Raw genomic sequence first — 17804 nt, 5'->3', positions numbered from 1 at the left:
ATAAAGGAGCTAGTTATGCAAAAGTTTGAACAAGCTGTTACATATATTGAAAGCGGAGAAACAGAGAAAGGATTACAACTATTAGCAGAGCAAGTAAAACAAGGTACGGATGAAGAAAAGTATGAAGTTGCTCGTTATTATTATACACTAGGGTTTGTAGATCAGGCGCTAGAAATAGTAGAAGATTTACGGTTGCTATACCCAGAAGAAAGTGAATTCACGTTATTTTTAGCAGAGTTATATATTGATGTAGACAAAGAAGATGAAGCAATTGAAGTACTTCACGACATTCAAGAGAATGATGAATTATATGTTCAATCTCTCCTCCTTGCATCTGATTTATATCAAATGCAAGGTTTTGACGAAGTAGCAGAGCAAAAATTATTAAAAGCGAAAACGATGATGCCAGATGAGCCGGTAATTGCTTTCGGGCTTGGGGAATTGTATAGCAGTAAAGGAGAAGATAGTAAAGCAATTCCATATTATGAATCATTACTTCCAGAACATAAAGTGATGGGCGGTGTTGTTGTTCCGCTTCGATTGGCTGAAAATTTAAGCGCACTTGGGCAATGGACTGAAGCAATTTCTTATTATGAGGAAGGTTTAGAGGAGCAGAAGGATATTCATTCTTTATTTGGATTTGCGTTTACGTTGTATCAAGGAGAACAGTACCAAAGAGCAATCAGTGTATGGGAAGAATTAAAAGAGTTAGATCCAGAATATGCATCTTTATATATGTATTTGGCGAAATGCTACGAAAAAGAAGGTATGCTTCAAGAAAGCTATGAAACGCTTCAAGAAGGAATAAAAATTGACGAACTATCGATACCATTTTATGTAGAGCTTGCTAATGTTGCAGCGAAGCTAGGGGAAAGAAATGAAGCAGAAGATTCGCTTAAGAAAGCATTAGAGCTTGATCCGTCGCATTTAGGGGCTACCTTAAAGTATTCATACATCTTAAAGGAAGAAGAAAGGTATGAAGAGGTGATTGCTGTTGTAGAAAAAGCCATTGATAATGGGGAAACGGACACGCAATTACTTTGGGATATTGCACATGCGAAAAAACAATTAGAATTGTATTCGGAAGCATTAAAACATTACCAAAGCGCATATACTTCTTTTAAGAATCATCCAGATTTCTTGGAGGAGTACGGTTACTTCTTGTTAGAAGAGGGATTGCGAAAAGAGGCGAAAGAAGTATTTACACGTTTATTACAGCTAGATCCGACACAAACTCATATTGAAGAATTATTATATAATTTAGAGGATTTTTCATAAGTTGGAAGGAAACTGAATACTACTTCTTGAATGTAAAAAGAAAAAAGAAGGACAGAGGAGGGATCAAGCGCTATGAATACCCCTGTTTCTGTGAATGAAAAGAAAGATTTTGTAAAATGGTTTTTAAATAATTATCAACTGAAACAGCGAGAATGTGTTTGGATTTTAAATTATTTAATGAGTCATGACCAATTAATGGATAAGGTGCATTTTGTAGAGCATGCGAAATATTGTCCGCGTGGGTTGGTAATGTCAGCGAATTGCGTGAAAGATTTACCGTTTCATTTTTATAAACAAAATGTAATGACGACTGATGCGGAAAAATCATTTCATGATATTCGCTTAAACAGAGATGAAGATATTTATATTCAGCTCAATTTTAAATCATCTTTCCAAAATGCGAATTATGTGGCAGTGCTAGAAGAAAATCCATATTTACCGAAGAATATCGAAGTAAATGAAAAAGATCGTTTATTAGCAGAGCGATTTTTAGAAGAAAGCGTATATTCGTTTCGAAAAGAACGACTTTTGAAATTAATTGACGAAGCGCTTGATACTCATGATGAAGAAACGTTCCGCAAGTTAACAGACGAGTTAAAATGCTTATAAACTTATCTGTGAAAAGTAATTATGAAAATTTTTAGACTATTACGAAGAAAAACCATCTTTTATAGATGGTTTTTCTTTTTTTACCTTTATCTGTATGGTTTAATAGAAATAGAGTGAAACTTTCTTTATGATTGGGTCAACTACCGACCACTTAAATGTTAATGCGTTTTGAAGTGAGGGCTTGTAAAAAGCTTTGGTTGTCTAGCCTTAGTCCTATGTGGACTCCGTTCATAGGCTGCATACCCAAGAATGATTCCCTAGTTCTTGGCTCTATGGTGGCTCTGTAACAGTTCTGATTGGGAAGGTAGGGCCCTCTTTCGTAAGAAGCTGCCAACACCTACAAACATTGGCGAAGGGAAACTACATCCTTATATGGATGGGCAAAACATGCGTGTATTTGCCAAGAGTTACTTTAGGCTGTGCCTAACCGGATTTCATCCCCATCTTACCGCTGGGCTATTGCCCTTCACGCGCTTGAAGATGGAGACTTCTTTCAGAAATAATTTAAATTAATTAAGCTCTTATGGGTAAGTAGTATGGGGGGGGAAGGTCATACTGTCCATTAGAGTGGGAATAAGGGGAAAAGGGGGCTATTAAGTGTGAAATGGGCTGTAGCAGATGTATTGCAATACGAACAAGCTAGAGAATATATTGATACAGGAATTATACCACTTCTTTCAATTTCGCTTGAAAAGGGAATGAAAGAGGCTGCTGTAGAAGGAGAATTTATTTCTGCTTTAACAAGAGAGTTAGAGAGGGAGTATAAAGGTAGAGTATTTTTATTACCCCCATTTACATATGTAGAAGGGGCATATGTAAGTGAGAAGCATCGTCTGCAAGAATGGACGAACTATTTGAAAGAACAAGGTTTGCGGCATATTGCGTTGATCACAAGTGATTTTTCTTGGAAAGAAAGTGAACATGAATTGACAGAAAAACTATTTTGTTTACCAGCACTACCGCTAGAACAGCTTAGTGATCAAGCGAAAAGAGAAATAATTCAAGCACAAATAAAAAATGTTATGGAAAAATTAACTGAAAAGTGGGAAAATAAATAATAAATTGATAGTTTTAATAATTGTGATTAGTATGATATTGACCAATGTAGTAGGGTATTATATCATGATAGTGTCCTAGTTTTTTATCTTATATATTAGTTTTTCACGGGGGACAATTTCTGATAGAGGGGGGAAATTTTCGTGAGTGAGAAAGAACACAAGGTGTCAAGAAGACAGTTTTTAAACTACACTCTTACAGGTGTAGGGGGATTTATGGCAGCTGGTATTCTAATGCCAATGACGCGCTTTGCGCTTGATCCAGTTTTAAGGAAAGAAGCAGGGGGAGAGATGGTTGCAGTTGCACAGGTAAAGGATATTACGACTGAACCGAAGCGTTTCGACTTTAAAGTAAAACAAGTTGACGGCTGGTATAAATCAGAAGAACCAAAGTCAGCGTGGGTTCACAAAGATGAAAGCGGAGACATTGTAGCATTCTCTCCAATTTGTAAACATTTAGGGTGTACGGTGAACTGGAATTCGGACAAGTCACATCCAAATCAATTCTATTGTCCGTGCCATGGAGGACGTTATACAAAAGATGGTATAAATGTAAAAGGAACACCGCCTCTTGCTCCGCTTGATGTGTTTCAATCACAGGTGAAAGATGGAACGCTTTATTTAGGTAAAGCGAAGCCAAGAGGGGGTGCGAAATAGATGTTAAATAAAATTTACGATTGGGTAGATGAACGGTTAGATATTACCCCTTTATGGCGCGATATTGCCGATCATGAAGTACCGGAACATGTAAATCCAGCGCATCACTTTTCAGCTTTCGTGTACTGTTTTGGAGGACTTACGTTTTTTGTTACAGTTATTCAAATTTTGTCAGGTATGTTTTTAACAATGTACTATGTACCAGATATTAAAAATGCGTGGGAATCTGTCTATTACTTACAAAATGAAGTGGCATATGGACAAATTGTTCGCGGTATGCATCACTGGGGTGCAAGTCTTGTTATCGTTATGATGTTTTTACATACACTTCGAGTTTTCTTCCAAGGTGCTTATAAAAAGCCTCGTGAATTAAACTGGATTGTTGGAGTACTTATTTTCTTTGTTATGCTAGGATTAGGTTTTACAGGATATTTATTACCATGGGATATGAAAGCATTATTTGCAACAAAAGTAGGGCTTCAAATCGCGGAGCAAACACCGCTTATTGGATCTTATTTAAAAACGTTGCTTGCCGGCCACTCCGAAATTGTCGGTGCCCAAACACTAACTCGCTTCTTTGCTATTCACGTATTCTTCTTGCCAGCCGCACTTCTCGGATTAATGGCAGTTCACTTCATCATGATTCGCAAACAAGGTATTTCCGGTCCGCTATAAGATGTTACTAGATTATAAGGGAAGAACATAATTAAAGGAGGGAGATTATGCATCGTGGCAAAGGGATGAAGTTTGTCGGAGATTCGCGAGTACCTGCTGTTAGAAAACCGAATATTCCGAAAGATTACTCCGAATATCCAGGGAAAACAGAAGCATTTTGGCCAAACTTTTTATTAAAAGAGTGGATGGTTGGTGCAGTCTTTTTAATTGGCTATCTTTGTTTGACAGTGGCACATCCATCACCACTTGAAAGAATTGCAGATCCTACAGATACAGGGTATATCCCACTTCCAGACTGGTACTTCTTATTTCTGTATCAATTGTTAAAGTATTCTTATGCATCTGGTCCATATACTGTCATAGGAGCATTTATTATGCCAGGTATCGCATTTGGCGCGTTATTACTTGCTCCGTTTCTTGATCGAGGACCGGAACGCGGTCCATTTAAACGCCCGGCCGCAACAGGTTTTATGCTTTTAGCATTAGCATCCATCGTTTTCTTAACGTGGCAATCTGTTGCAACACATGACTGGGCAGCTGCGAAAAGACAAGGTGCGATTGTAAAAACGGTACAAGTTGATAAAAATGATGACGGTTATAAAATTATGCAAAAAAATACATGTTTAACATGTCACGGTGATAACTTACAAGGGGGAGCGGCTGCACCTGCACTGCAAAACTTGACATTAAAGCCGGAGGAAATTGCGAAAATCGCAAAAGAGGGAAAAGGTGCAATGCCAAAAGGTGTCTTTAAAGGCACAGATGAAGAGTTGAAGAAAGTAACAGAATTTATCGAGAAATATAATAAAAAGTAAACGAATGCTGACTGCAATTTTGCAGTCAGTTTTTCTAGTTTATCCCGCATTAACGTGAAGTAAGACCCCCACCTCAAGATTGAGAGAGAAGCGAGGAAGATATGAGGGGGATAACTGCCCGTAAAAGCCCGATTGGTTAAACTAACCATCAGTGAGGGATGCCACTGATGTATCCTGCTATTCATAGACTGTAAGATATCCACCTATAGAAATTGCACTGTATATAGGGAAATTTGCTATAATATAACTGTATGTTAAGAAAGTTGAGGGATCAAAACGTGACATTTTTATATTCGATATTGAGAGAACGCACCTTTTTATGGCTTTTACTCATTGTAAACATTTTTGGAACGATATATGGATACATATGGTATCAATATCAGTTAATTGAAACGCCTCTTATATTTTTGCCATTTGTTCCAGATAGTCCAACAGCTAGTTTGTTTTTTGTATTTGTATTAATCGCTTTTCTTCAAAGGAAAAACTGGGGATTGATGGAGGCTCTGGCAATTGTAACTTTATTTAAATACGGTGTATGGGCTGTTGGAATGAACATATTGTTGCTTATTGTACAAGGAGATATTGGGTGGTCAGGATATATGCTGATTGTGTCTCATGGTGCAATGGCTATCCAAGGTTTACTGTATGCTCCGTTTTACCGCATAAAGCGTTGGCATTTTGTAGTTGCAGCTATTTGGACGCTGCATAATGACATCATTGATTATGTATTTAGACAAATGCCGCAGTATGGTGTGTTAGATAAGTACTATCAACCAATTGGTTATTTCACATTTTGGCTCAGTATAATAGCTTTAGGAATTACATACTACCTTTGCATGCGGGAGCGTCGTCTTCAGTTTTCACTGTAGTAAATGAATCTCTCTGTTCTATTCTTGTCCCACTCTACATATTTTGTATTAGAAGCTATAGGGGGGACAAGAATGAAAAGAGTATTAGCTGGAATCATAGCGTTTATGTTTATATTGTTTCCTGTTCGTATATATGCAGCTAATTGGAATGAACTAAATGGATTATTAGATGACTCGTTGCAGTTTGTAAAGCAAGAAGAATACGACAAAGCGACGCAAATATTGACGCATTTTTCACAGCAGTTTTTAACGGTCAATCAAACAAAGAAAATAGAACCTGAGCATATTCGTGTTATTTCGCTTGCTTATGAGAAAGCATTGAAATCTTTAGAAGGACAAGAAATAAGTAAACAAATAAAGATAGATAATGTGCTAGCACTTCGTCTCGTGTTAGATGCAGAAGTATCGAAATATCAGCCGCTTTGGATGGAGCGGGAAGAAAATGTAATGAGTGCATTTGGACAAATCGAAAACGCAATGCAAAAAGGAGAACATGATCGTTTTCAACAATCGTTAAATGTATTTTTGCATGAATTTGATATTATTTATCCCAGTTTAATGATTGCCTTGCCGGAAAAACAATTGCAACGTGTGAATTCTCATTTGTCATATTTAGATGAATTTCGTTATATGATGATCCAAAATAAGAGTGGTCAAACACAAGTGGGAATTATAAAAGATGATTTAAATAAAATTTTTCGCATGGCGAAAAAGGACGAGGTAGATTCTTCGCTTATATGGTTTATGACTGTAACAGGAGGTATTATCATTTTTACATTAACGTATGTTGGTTGGAGAAAATATAAAGGGGAAAAAGAAAAACAAAAAAGTGCAATGCATTCGAAGAATAGATAAGATTGTTTTTCAAACAAAGTGAAATATTGAACCTCTGTTGTAAGGTTTCTTTGTTGACAATGTTACGGGAAGAAAATAGAATGGGTATTACTAATATGACATAACTTTATTGGAGGTTCATGATGGGTTTTTACTTAATTTACTTTGCTATCATCATGATCATACCGTTGTATGCACAGTCTCGAGTACGCAGCGCATATAGTAAATACTCACAAGTGTATTCAACTTCTGGTATGACAGGTGCGGAAGTGGCTCGTAGAATTTTAGATGAGAATGGTTTGTACAATGTAGCGGTAGAAGAAACGCCAGGGCATTTATCTGACCACTACGATCCAAGATCGAAAACAGTTCGTTTATCAACAGACAATTATTATGGACATTCTGTTGCTGGGACAGCGGTAGCTGCACATGAAGTTGGGCATGCGATTCAAGATGCAAAAGATTATAGCTTTATGCGTTTCCGTCATTCGCTTGTTCCTGTTGCAAATTTTGGTTCAAATATGTCGTGGATTTTCATTATGATCGGTATGTTTGCACGTATGTCAAATTTATTGTTATTAGGAATTATCCTAATGGCAGCGGGTGTGTTATTCCAACTTATTACATTGCCAGTTGAATTTGATGCATCAAAACGTGCAATGAAGCAAATTGAAGCGCTTAGCATTGTATCAACGGACGAATATGGCCAAGCTCGTAAAGTATTAAATGCAGCAGCTCTTACGTATGTCGCAGCAGCGGCAGTTGCAGTATTTGAACTGCTTCGTCTTTTATTAATTTATACAGGTATGCAGCGTAATGATGATTAAAGACTATCAGTTTTGATAGTCTTTTTTGTTGTCATAATTATCGAAGTTTCTGTTATGTCTTTCATTAATAAACGTATGTAATTTGAGAAGTTTGTGTAAGAATAAATGAAGAGTTAGCTGTTTACCCCAAGAATAGCTGGATAAAAGTGTAACAAGCAGAGGTGATAAACATGGAATTTCCAGAGTTATTAGTGAAGCAAGCGAAAGAGAGAATGGCCCCCTATCCTGTTGAAGGTTTTGTATATGGACAAGGACCACAAAATCCCAAGATGATGCTTGTAGGAGAAGCACCGGGCGAAACAGAAATTCATAATGGGATACCTTTTAGCGGAAGAGCTGGTAATCAGCTCATGGATTTTCTAAAGAGGGTTGGTGTGACAAGAGAAGAAGTATACATTACTAGTGCAGTACGTAGTCGTCCATATAAATGGGGGGAGAAACGAGAGCGAAGCGGAGAAATAGTGAAGCGTAAATATAATCGTACGCCGAATCAGCAGGAAATACTTGCCCACGCTCCAATTTTGGATTATGAAATTGAGCATATTCATGCACCTATTATTGTTACACTAGGAAATATTGCGCTCAAACGTTTAGTTGGTTCAGACAAAAAAGTGTCAGAGATACACGGTCAAGTGTTTACGCAACCTGTTCGGCGACTAGCAGATTTTAATGACGCAACGTATACTTGGACAGAGAAAGCCTATACAATTTTTCCGACATTTCATCCTGCTTCAATTTTTTATAATCGCAGTTTATTGGATTTGATTCATGAGGATTTAGAAAAGTTGAGGGAGTATATTTAGTTTAATGTTTCGACATCTAAGTCGCTGCTATGCAGAATACAACAGGACCTGCACTCGCTTTCTCTCTTTGTTTTAAAACCTCGTATGTGGCAGAAAAAAGCCCTGACCGCTTCTATGCACGGCCAGAGACTCTCGTCCTCCCCTAAAAAGAAAGGGGTTTTTAAGTTGTTTTTAAGAACATGTATAGTTAATTGTGTAACGGATTCTTATTTTCATCAAGCGTAAACCCTTCGCCAACAACATCATGCACATCACTTACAGCAACGAAAGCGTGTGGATCAACAGATGTGATAATACTTTTAAGTTTTACAATTTCATTTTTAGCAACAACGCAATATAAAACATTTCGTTCAATTTTTGTGTATGTACCCATTCCTTTTAAGAAAGTTGCTCCGCGATCCATTTCTGATAAAATTTGTGCAGCAATTTCATCATTTTTCTCAGATATAATTGTTGCTCCTTTGGCAGCGTATGCACCTTCTTGCATAAAATCAATAACCTTTGCTCCGATAAACACGGCAACTAATGTATACATTCCTTGTTGGTATGTTAAATATGTAAGAATTGATAAGGTAATGACAACGGCATCAAACATAAACATAGTTTTCCCCATACTCCAGCCGATATATTTATGAGCTAGCCGTGCAATAATATCGACTCCACCTGTTGTGCCGCCATACTTGAAAATAATTCCTAACCCAACACCAATAAATAAGCCAGCAAACAAAGCGGCTAACATCATATCATTTTGTAAGTTTAAATGTAAATTAAATATATCATAACGCTGAAAAATCCAGAGAAATAACGAAACACTAAATGTCCCTATTAATGTATACAAAAATGTCGTACGACCGAGCATTTTCCAACCTATAAAAAAGATTGGTATATTTAAAATTAAGTTTGTATAAGACGGATCTAGTGAAAATAGGGAATAAAGAAGCAGTGTAATTCCAGTAAAACCACCTTCTGCTAAATGATTTTCAATATTAAAGTTAACGATGCCAAATGAGAAAATAGCAGAACCAATTAGAATAAAAAGAATATTTTGGATTTTTAAGTTTAATTTCATGCAAATCCCCCTAGTATGTAGTCATCACCTTATCTTGGTCTTAAGGATAGTATACGTAATTTATTGAAAAATTGGCAAGAAAACTTCACGCGTGTTAAGCATCTAGTAAAGGTGACACATGGGAAACTACCACTTCAAGATCCGAAGTGGAACGGGAGTTTTCATAGTGTAGTCTTAAAAACGTGGCAAATAAGCGATAACATGCGATAATATTTGTCAAATCGTCATGAATTGGCTAACATGATAAATGAAGGATTTGAGGTGAATAACATGGAACAAAAAACAATGAAAGATATGCAAAAGGAAGTAGATGCATATATTAGTCAATTTAAAGAAGGATATTTTAGTCCACTTGCTATGCTAGCTCGTTTAACAGAAGAGGTGGGAGAGCTTGCGAGGGAAATTAATCATTATTATGGTGAAAAGCCAAAAAAAAGCACCGAAAAAGAACGGACAATTGAAGAAGAGCTTGGTGATGTATTATTTGTTATGATCTGTATGGCAAATAGCTTAAACATTGATTTAGAAGCAGCTCATAATATAGTTATGGAAAAATTTAATACACGTGATAAAGATCGCTGGACACGTATTGAAGAGGGAGAGAAGAAGGAATGAATGAGATTAAAGTAATTATTGCAGGGCCACGAGGACGCATGGGGCAAGAAGCAGTACTTCTTATGGAGAGAACACCACATTTCAATTTAGTTGCTGCTATTGATTACAAACACGGTGGCAAGAAAATTTCTGACATTGCTGGATTACCTAATATAGATGCTCCGATTTATACGGATTTACATACTTGTTTAGATGAAGTGGAAGCAGATGTTTTGCTTGATTTAACAACACCAGAAATCGGAAAGAAACACGTAACACTTGCGGTAGAGCGAGGTATCCGTTCTGTTATCGGAACAACAGGCTTTACAGAAGAAGAGCTGCAAAAATTGATAGAAACAACAAAAGAGAAACAAGTTGGTACAATTATTGCGCCAAACTTTGCAGTTGGAGCTATTTTAATGATGAAGTTCTCTCAAATGGCAGCGAAATATTTCCAAGATGTTGAAATCATTGAATTGCATCATGATCAAAAATTAGATGCTCCGTCTGGTACAGCTGTGAAAACAGTAGATTTAATTCGCCAAAATCGTGAACCGAAACAACAAGGGCATCCAAATGAAACAGAACAACTAGAAGGTGCACGCGGGGCAAATGTTGATGGTATTCATATTCATAGCGTACGGTTACCAGGATTGATTGCACACCAGGAAGTACTGTTTGGCGGGGATGGACAAATGTTAACGATTCGTCACGATTCTTTTAACCGTGCATCATTTATGTCAGGAGTAAAACTTTCTATTGAAACAGTAATGCAATTAGATCATCTCGTATATGGTTTAGAAAATATTATTGACTAAAGGGGAAAATAAAGATGAAGATTGCCTTAATTGCCCATGATAAAAAGAAAAATGATATGGTCTCGTTTGCGTATGCATACCAACCTATTTTAGAAAAACATATGTTATTTGCAACAGGAACAACAGGTCTTCGAATTATGGAGGCGACAGGTATGTCTGTGACAAGATATCAATCTGGTCCGCTTGGGGGCGATCAAGAAATTGGTGCAATGATTGCAAAAAATGACTTGGATATGGTGATCTTCTTCCGTGATCCATTGACATCGCAGCCACATGAACCGGATGTGAATGCGCTTCTTCGCTTATGTGATGTATACTCAATTCCACTTGCAACCAATATGGCAAGTGCAGAGCTTTTAATGCATGCAGTAGAGCGGGGCGATTTAGATTATCGAAAGCTACGAAAATGAGGGGAACGACATGAAAGGATTACATATATTAGCTTTTGGTGCCCATGCCGATGACGTGGAAATCGGTATGGCGGGTACGATCGTGAAATATACAAAACAAGGGTATGAAGTTGGAATTTGTGATTTAACAGAGGCGGATCTTTCTTCTAATGGAACGGTAGAACTGAGAAAACAGGAAGCGTTAGAAGCAGCTAGCAGACTTGGTGTACAGAAGCGTATGAATCTAGCGATGCCAGACCGCGGCCTGTATATGAAAGAAGAGTATATTCAAGAGATTGTGAAAATTATCCGTACATATAAACCGAAGCTTGTCTTCGTACCATTTTATGAAGATCGTCATCCAGATCATGCAAACTGTGCAAAACTTGTAGAAGAAGCGATCTTTTCAGCGGGAATTCGTAAATATATGCCGGATCTTCCGCCGCATCGCGTTCAATCACTCTATTTTTACATGATTAATGGCTTTCATAAACCGGATTTTTGTATTGATATTAGCTCATATATTTCTGATAAGATTGCTGCGCTAGAAGCATATGAAAGTCAATTTACAAAAGGAACAAACGGTGTAAAAACCCCGTTGACAGAAGGGTATGTAGAAACGGTTGTAGCGCGTGAAAAAATGTTTGGAAAAGAAGTTGGCGTGACATATGCAGAAGGGTTTATGAGCAAAAGGCCACTTCTATTAGATGAAGATTTAATAGGAGGAGTAAAATGAAATTAAAAATAGGGATTACTTGTTATCCTTCTGTTGGTGGTTCTGGAGTGGTTGGAACGGAATTAGGAAAGTTGTTAGCAGAGCGAGGACATGAAATTCATTTTATTACATCAGGATTGCCATTTCGTTTAAATAAAGTATATCCAAATATTTATTTTCATGAAGTAACAGTTAATCAATACTCTGTTTTTCAATACCCGCCGTATGACTTGGCATTAGCAAGTAAAATGGCAGAAGTAGCGCATAGAGAAAAGTTAGATGTATTGCATGTACATTATGCAATTCCGCATGCGATTTGCGCATATTTGGCAAAGCAAATGATTGGAGAAAACATTAAAATTGTAACAACATTACATGGAACAGACATTACTGTATTAGGGTCGGATCCTTCCTTAAATAATCTAATTCGGTTTGGAATTGAACAATCAGATGTTGTGACGGCTGTATCCCATTCACTTATTGAAGAAACATATGAATTAGTAAACACGCAAAAAGAAATTAAAACGGTTTATAATTTTATTGATGAACGCGTGTACTTTCAAAGAGATATGTCCCAGTTAAGAAAAGAATATGGCATACAAAAAGAAGAAAAAGTATTAATTCATATTTCGAACTTTCGAAAAGTAAAGCGTGTTCAGGATGTGGTACAATCATTCGCTCTCATTGTAAAACAAGCAAAAGTAAAACTATTGCTTGTTGGTGATGGTCCTGAATTTTGTACGATTGTGCAGCTCGTGAAAAATTTAGGAATTGAAGATCGTGTCCTATTTTTAGGGAAACAAGATAATGTAGCTGAGCTTCTGGCGATGAGTGATGTAATGCTGCTGCTATCAGAGAAAGAAAGCTTTGGACTTGTATTGCTTGAAGCAATGGCGTGCGGTGTCCCTTGTATCGGTACGCGTATTGGTGGTATTCCTGAAGTCATTCAACATGGAGAAACGGGATATATATGTGAATTAGGAGATGTAGAGGGAGCTGCGCAGCAAGCAATACAGCTTCTTCAAGATGATACATTACATGCTAAAATGGCCAAACGTTCCATGCAAGTGGCGTATGAACAATTTGGCTCAGAAAAGGTTGTTTCACAATATGAGGCAATTTATTATGACATATTAAGGGATGACAAACATGAAACGATTTAAACGAGCGGTTCCAATTATTAATACGTTAACGCAAAATGGCTTTGAAGCGTATTTTGTAGGTGGGAGCGTGCGCGATTATATAATTGGAAGACCAATTGGTGATATCGATATTGCAACATCAGCTTTGCCCGAAGATGTAATGCGTCTATTCCCGCGCCACGTGCCTGTTGGAATTGAACACGGTACGGTCATTGTTGTACAAGAAGATGTTCCATATGAAGTAACGACATTTCGAACAGAGGGAGACTACGAAGATTTTCGTCGCCCGAGCAGTGTTCAATTTGTTCGTTCGTTAGACGAAGATTTGCAGCGTCGTGATTTTACAATGAATGCAATTGCTATGACGGAGACCGGAGAAATAGTTGATTTATTTGGCGGACAACAAGCCATTGCTAAAAAGGAAATTGCAACTGTAGGAAATGCAGCAGATCGTTTTCAAGAAGATGCTCTTCGTATGATGCGCGGTATTCGCTTTGTTAGTACACTTGGATTTACATTAGAAGCAGGAACAAAACAAGCCATTATAAAGTATGGACATTTACTTGAACATATAGCAATTGAGAGAATTACAGTCGAATTTGAAAAATTACTTGTCGGTACATATTGCGCAAAAGCACTTCAGCTGTTAGTAGAAACGAAATTATATGAGCATTTACCTTATTTACAAATGTGCGGAGACTTTATTTCAAAATCGGCAGAGTGTGATTGGAGCTTTTTCAAAAATGACACTGAGGCGTGGGCGTTCTTTTTATATTGCATTAGAGAAGAACATCCATCTGTTTTTTTACGACAATGGAAATTCTCGAATAAAAAAATAAAAGATATTGTATCCGTTTTATTATATGTGAGAGCACGAGAAAAACAAGGGTGGAATGTATTTTTATTATATAAAGCAGGGAAAGATATTGCTCTTATGGCAGAGCGTGTATACGAAGCCGTCATGAATACATATTCAAATTTGAATGTTGAGAGTATGGAAAAGGTATATGAAGATTTACCAATTCATAATCGTCAGCAATTGCAAGTCAGTGGCAACGATTTATTATCATGGTCAAAGGAACAGGCAGGACCGTGGGTTGCTAATGCATTGCAAAAAATTGAAGAAGAAGTCGTATACGGAAGATTAAAAAATGAGAAAGAGTGTATAAAGGAGTGGCTGCATAGATGCAATCTGCTATAAGAAAACAGTTATTGCAAATCTTTTCTGAAGCTAATGGTGAATTTCTATCAGGACAAACGATTAGCGAGAAGCTTGGATGCTCAAGAACAGCTGTATGGAAACATATGGAATCCCTTAGGGAAGAAGGATATAAGCTAGAAGCTGTACGACGCTTAGGTTATCGCATTGCAAGTAAACCGGACAAAGTAACGGCAAATGAAATTCAGCTTGGTTTACAAACAGAGTTTTTAGGCAGAACGGTATACTTTGAAGAGTCGGTAACATCTACACAGCAAATTGCAGCTCGTCTTGCTTATGAAGGAGCGGCTGAAGGAACCGTTGTTGTTGCAGAGGAGCAAACAGCAGGTCGTGGCCGATTAAGCAGAAAGTGGTACTCACCAAAAGGGACAGGGATTTGGATGAGCATTATTTTACGCCCAACAGTTCCGATTCATCAAGCACCGCAATTAACATTGTTAGCTGCTGTTAGCGTAGCGCAGGCAATTGAAAAATGCACAAGTCTTTCCGTTGGCATTAAATGGCCGAATGATATTTTAATTAATGGGAAGAAAGTAGTGGGCATTTTAACAGAAATGCAGGCAGATCCTGATAAAATTAATGCTGTTATTATTGGAATTGGTATTAATGTCAATCAAAAACAAGAGCATTTTGCGGAAGATATCCAGCATATTGCTACTTCCTTAGCACTCGAAGCCGAAAAAACTATAGTACGAGCTGAACTTATGCAGCAAATCTTCTTACAGATGGAAAAGCTATATAAAGAGTATTTAGATCGTGGTTTTTCAGTTATTAAGCTTCTGTGGGAAAGTTACGCTGTGAGTATTGGAAAAGAAATTACAGCGCGGACGATGACAAATACAATTACGGGAATTGCAAAAGGAATTACGGCTGATGGTGTCCTTATACTTGAAGATCATGAAGGCATCGTACATCATATTCATTCCGCTGATATTGAAGTAAAGTAAAACGTTTAGCAGCTAGTTTGCACTTCTTTTCTTTGCTGCTTATGAAAAACGAAGTATCATTGCTCATTAGATTAGCATCAATATATAGCCCTTTGCTTAAAAAGAAGCGAAGGGCTATTGTATGTGAAAAATGATTTTCTTTTTTAGAAAAGTATAGCAATTATGTTTTGCTATTTGTTATAATAAGGTCGAATATGGGCAGTATCAATGTGAACTGCACCGCTGTTTAGGAAAATCAAAATAAAAATGTGGATTCTGCCTTGATCCAAAATAGGACTGGGACAGAGGGATGAATTTTGCCGAATGATACTACCCTTCTGCCTTTTTGTGGTTAGAAGGGTTTTTTATATGTTTTTTCATCCGGCCATCTCCTCTCTCCAGGTAAAGGAGGAGAAGTTTTTGAAAACTGTAACGGATTTTTTGAAAATGAAAGAACAAAGTGAGCCGATTGCGATGGTAACTGCATATGACTATCCATCAGCAAAGTTTGCTGAAGAAGCAGAAGTTGACATGATTTTAGTTGGTGACTCGCTTGGCATGGTTGTGCTTGGCTATGACTCAACAATTCCAGTAACAGTTGATGATATGATTCATCATACGAAAGCAGTGCGCCGCGGCGCGAAAAATACATTTGTTGTAACAGATATGCCATTTATGTCTTATCACGTTTCACTGCAAGAAACAATGCATAACGCACGCCGTATTGTACAAGAAAGCGGTGCACATGCAGTAAAAGTCGAAGGAGCAGATGAAGTTGTATCAATCATTCGTTTCCTTACGAATGCAGGCATTCCGGTTGTAGCCCATCTTGGATTAACACCGCAATCTGTCGGTGTGCTAGGTGGCTATAAAGTGCAAGGAAAAGATGCAGAAAGCGCGAAGAAGTTGTTAGAAGACGCTAAAAAATGCGAAGAAGCGGGAGCAATTGCGCTTGTATTAGAGTGTGTACCGATGCAATTAGCGGAACTTGTAACAAAACAATTATCAATTCCAACCATCGGTATCGGCGCTGGTAATGGAACGGATGGTCAAGTTCTCGTATATCACGATCTTATTACGTATGGTGTAAAACGCGTTCCGAAATTTGTGAAGCAGTACACATCTGTGCAAGAAGAGATAGTAAGAGGGATTGGACAATATGTTCATGAAGTAAAGGAAAGACAATTTCCAGAGAAAGAACATTCGTTTACGATGAAAGAAGAAGAATGCTTAGCGTTATACGGAGGAAAACAATAATGCATATTATTACGACAGTGCAAGAGATGCAGCAAATCGCGGGTGAGCTTCGTGCAAGTGGGCAAAAAGTTGGATTCGTTCCAACGATGGGCTATTTGCATGAAGGACATTTAACATTACTGAGACAAGCGAAAAAAGAAAATGATATTGTTATGTTAAGTATATTTGTAAATCCGTTGCAATTTGGTCCGAATGAAGATTTAGATCGTTATCCGCGTGATATCGAGCGTGATGAGCGCTTAGCGCGTGAAGTAGAAGTGGATTATTTATTTTATCCAAGTGTCGAAGAAATGTATCCAGCGCAGCGAACAACGAATATTGAAGTTGTGAAGCGTACGGATGTTTTGTGCGGAAAGCAGCGACCAGGTCATTTTGCTGGAGTTGTAACTGTATTGATGAAGCTTTTCAATATTACAATGCCAAATCGTGCGTATTTTGGTATGAAAGATGCACAGCAAGTAGCAGTTATTGAGGGATTTGTGGATGATTATAATATTCCTGTTACAATTGTGCCAGTTGAGATTGTACGCGAAGAAGATGGCTTAGCACGTAGCTCTCGCAACATTTATTTATCAGAGAGAGAACGCCAAGAAGCACCGCATTTATATAAAAGCTTATGCATGGCGAAAGAACGAGTTGCTAAAGGGGAGCGTAACCCAAAAAATATTACGAACTTTATTAAAGAATATATTGAAACGAACACACATGGTGTTGTCGATTATGCTGATCTATATGCGTATCCGAATTTAACTGAGGTTGAGAAAGTAAGCGGGCGTATGATTATTGCAATAGCTGTAAAGTTTGAAAATGCACGATTAATTGATAATATTACATTTACGGTTGAATAAGGAGGAGCAACTATGTTTCGCACAATGATGAGAGCGAAGTTACACCGAGGTACGGTAACAGAAGCAAATTTAAATTATGTAGGAAGTATTACAATTGATGAGGATTTAATGGATGCAGTTGGTATTGTTGAAAATGAGAAAGTGCAAATTGTAAACAATAATAACGGTGCTCGTTTAGAAACATATGTTATAAAAGGAGAACGCGGCACAGGGGTAATCTGTTTAAACGGCGCAGCTGCTCGACTCGTTCAGCCGGGCGATAAAGTCATTATCATTTGCTACGGGCTAGTTTCAGAAGAAAAAGTACTAACGCATGTTCCGAAAATTGCTGTTTTAGATGACAATAATCAAATTGTGGAAATGCTTGGAGCGGAAAAAGCAGGCACAATTTTATAATGTATAAGA

Annotated in this window: 21 protein-coding genes; 20 read left to right on the top strand and 1 reads right to left on the bottom strand. The window is 37.6% G+C overall.

Going from position 1 to position 17804, the window contains the following annotated elements; all coding sequences use genetic code 11:
- The first annotated feature begins 15 nt into the window (after positions 1 to 15).
- From CN326_RS12800 to CN326_RS12755, 10 genes are all read left to right on the top strand, one after another.
- Complete coding sequence (locus CN326_RS12800) at positions 16 to 1278, top strand: tetratricopeptide repeat protein (protein WP_098309403.1); 1263 nt, start codon at positions 16 to 18, stop codon at positions 1276 to 1278.
- Between the two features lie 72 nt (positions 1279 to 1350).
- Positions 1351 to 1887, top strand: coding sequence for a ReoY family proteolytic degradation factor (locus CN326_RS12795; protein WP_098309402.1), 537 nt, complete (start codon positions 1351 to 1353; stop codon positions 1885 to 1887).
- Positions 1888 to 2486: 599 nt separating this feature from the next.
- Positions 2487 to 2945, top strand: a complete 459-nt coding sequence (locus CN326_RS12790) for a YpiF family protein (RefSeq protein WP_098309401.1) — start codon at positions 2487 to 2489, stop codon at positions 2943 to 2945.
- 141 nt (positions 2946 to 3086) lie between these two features.
- Positions 3087 to 3599, top strand: coding sequence for a menaquinol-cytochrome c reductase iron-sulfur subunit (qcrA, locus tag CN326_RS12785; protein ID WP_098309400.1), 513 nt, complete (start codon positions 3087 to 3089; stop codon positions 3597 to 3599).
- Positions 3600 to 4274, top strand: a complete 675-nt coding sequence (qcrB, locus tag CN326_RS12780; protein WP_098309399.1) for a menaquinol-cytochrome c reductase cytochrome b subunit — start codon at positions 3600 to 3602, stop codon at positions 4272 to 4274.
- Between the two features lie 47 nt (positions 4275 to 4321).
- On the top strand, positions 4322 to 5089 hold the full coding sequence (locus CN326_RS12775) for a menaquinol-cytochrome c reductase cytochrome b/c subunit (protein WP_098309398.1): 768 nt from the start codon (positions 4322 to 4324) through the stop codon (positions 5087 to 5089).
- 251 nt (positions 5090 to 5340) lie between these two features.
- A complete protein-coding gene (gene lhaT, locus CN326_RS12770; protein ID WP_176524615.1) occupies positions 5341 to 5958 on the top strand; it encodes a lipoprotein heptaprenylglyceryl N-acetyltransferase LhaT in 618 nt (205 codons plus the stop codon).
- Positions 5959 to 6030: 72 nt separating this feature from the next.
- Positions 6031 to 6813, top strand: a complete 783-nt coding sequence (gene ypjB, locus CN326_RS12765; RefSeq protein WP_098309396.1) for a sporulation protein YpjB — start codon at positions 6031 to 6033, stop codon at positions 6811 to 6813.
- A gap of 122 nt (positions 6814 to 6935) precedes the next feature.
- Positions 6936 to 7619: a zinc metallopeptidase gene (locus CN326_RS12760; RefSeq protein WP_098309395.1), complete on the top strand. Its 684-nt coding sequence runs from the start codon at positions 6936 to 6938 to the stop codon at positions 7617 to 7619.
- A 170-nt stretch (positions 7620 to 7789) separates the two neighbouring features.
- Positions 7790 to 8422, top strand: a complete 633-nt coding sequence (locus CN326_RS12755; protein ID WP_098309394.1) for a uracil-DNA glycosylase — start codon at positions 7790 to 7792, stop codon at positions 8420 to 8422.
- 187 nt (positions 8423 to 8609) lie between these two features.
- Here CN326_RS12755 and CN326_RS12750 read toward each other — a convergent pair whose 3' ends face one another.
- Entirely contained in the window at positions 8610 to 9491 is an 882-nt protein-coding gene (locus tag CN326_RS12750) for a YitT family protein (protein ID WP_098309393.1), read from the bottom strand.
- 270 nt (positions 9492 to 9761) lie between these two features.
- Here CN326_RS12750 and CN326_RS12745 point away from each other — a divergent pair, with 270 nt between their 5' ends.
- The 10 genes from CN326_RS12745 to panD all read left to right on the top strand — a co-directional run bounded on the left by CN326_RS12745 (position 9762) and on the right by panD (position 17795).
- Positions 9762 to 10106 (top strand): nucleotide pyrophosphohydrolase, encoded by a 345-nt coding sequence (locus tag CN326_RS12745; protein ID WP_098309392.1) that lies wholly within the window; start codon positions 9762 to 9764, stop codon positions 10104 to 10106.
- Positions 10103 to 10903 (top strand): 4-hydroxy-tetrahydrodipicolinate reductase, encoded by an 801-nt coding sequence (dapB, locus tag CN326_RS12740; protein ID WP_098309391.1) that lies wholly within the window; start codon positions 10103 to 10105, stop codon positions 10901 to 10903. Before CN326_RS12745 ends, dapB begins: the two co-directional genes overlap by 4 nt.
- Before the next feature lie 14 nt (positions 10904 to 10917).
- Positions 10918 to 11313 (top strand): methylglyoxal synthase, encoded by a 396-nt coding sequence (mgsA, locus tag CN326_RS12735; protein WP_098309390.1) that lies wholly within the window; start codon positions 10918 to 10920, stop codon positions 11311 to 11313.
- A gap of 10 nt (positions 11314 to 11323) precedes the next feature.
- On the top strand, positions 11324 to 12028 hold the full coding sequence (bshB1, locus tag CN326_RS12730) for a bacillithiol biosynthesis deacetylase BshB1 (RefSeq protein ID WP_098309389.1): 705 nt from the start codon (positions 11324 to 11326) through the stop codon (positions 12026 to 12028).
- A complete protein-coding gene (gene bshA, locus CN326_RS12725) occupies positions 12025 to 13170 on the top strand; it encodes an N-acetyl-alpha-D-glucosaminyl L-malate synthase BshA (protein WP_098309388.1) in 1146 nt (381 codons plus the stop codon). Before bshB1 ends, bshA begins: the two co-directional genes overlap by 4 nt.
- On the top strand, positions 13157 to 14350 hold the full coding sequence (locus CN326_RS12720; RefSeq protein WP_098309387.1) for a CCA tRNA nucleotidyltransferase: 1194 nt from the start codon (positions 13157 to 13159) through the stop codon (positions 14348 to 14350). Before bshA ends, CN326_RS12720 begins: the two co-directional genes overlap by 14 nt.
- Positions 14335 to 15315, top strand: a complete 981-nt coding sequence (locus CN326_RS12715; protein ID WP_098309386.1) for a biotin--[acetyl-CoA-carboxylase] ligase — start codon at positions 14335 to 14337, stop codon at positions 15313 to 15315. The genes CN326_RS12720 and CN326_RS12715 overlap by 16 nt, the downstream gene beginning before the upstream one ends.
- A gap of 399 nt (positions 15316 to 15714) precedes the next feature.
- On the top strand, positions 15715 to 16551 hold the full coding sequence (gene panB / locus CN326_RS12705) for a 3-methyl-2-oxobutanoate hydroxymethyltransferase (protein WP_098309384.1): 837 nt from the start codon (positions 15715 to 15717) through the stop codon (positions 16549 to 16551).
- Positions 16551 to 17399 carry a pantoate--beta-alanine ligase gene (gene panC, locus CN326_RS12700; RefSeq protein WP_098309383.1) on the top strand — a complete coding sequence of 283 codons (849 nt, stop codon included), beginning with the start codon at positions 16551 to 16553 and terminating at the stop codon, positions 17397 to 17399. The genes panB and panC overlap by 1 nt, the downstream gene beginning before the upstream one ends.
- A 12-nt stretch (positions 17400 to 17411) precedes the next feature.
- Positions 17412 to 17795, top strand: coding sequence for an aspartate 1-decarboxylase (gene panD, locus CN326_RS12695; RefSeq protein ID WP_098309382.1), 384 nt, complete (start codon positions 17412 to 17414; stop codon positions 17793 to 17795).
- Positions 17796 to 17804: the final 9 nt, after the last annotated feature.

Origin of the sequence: Bacillus sp. AFS018417, from assembly GCF_002560985.1 — a bacterium.
In the GTDB taxonomy this organism is placed as follows: Bacteria; Bacillota; Bacilli; order Bacillales; family Bacillaceae_G; genus Bacillus_A; species Bacillus_A rhizoplanae.
This window is presented reverse-complemented; position numbering and strand designations above follow the sequence as displayed.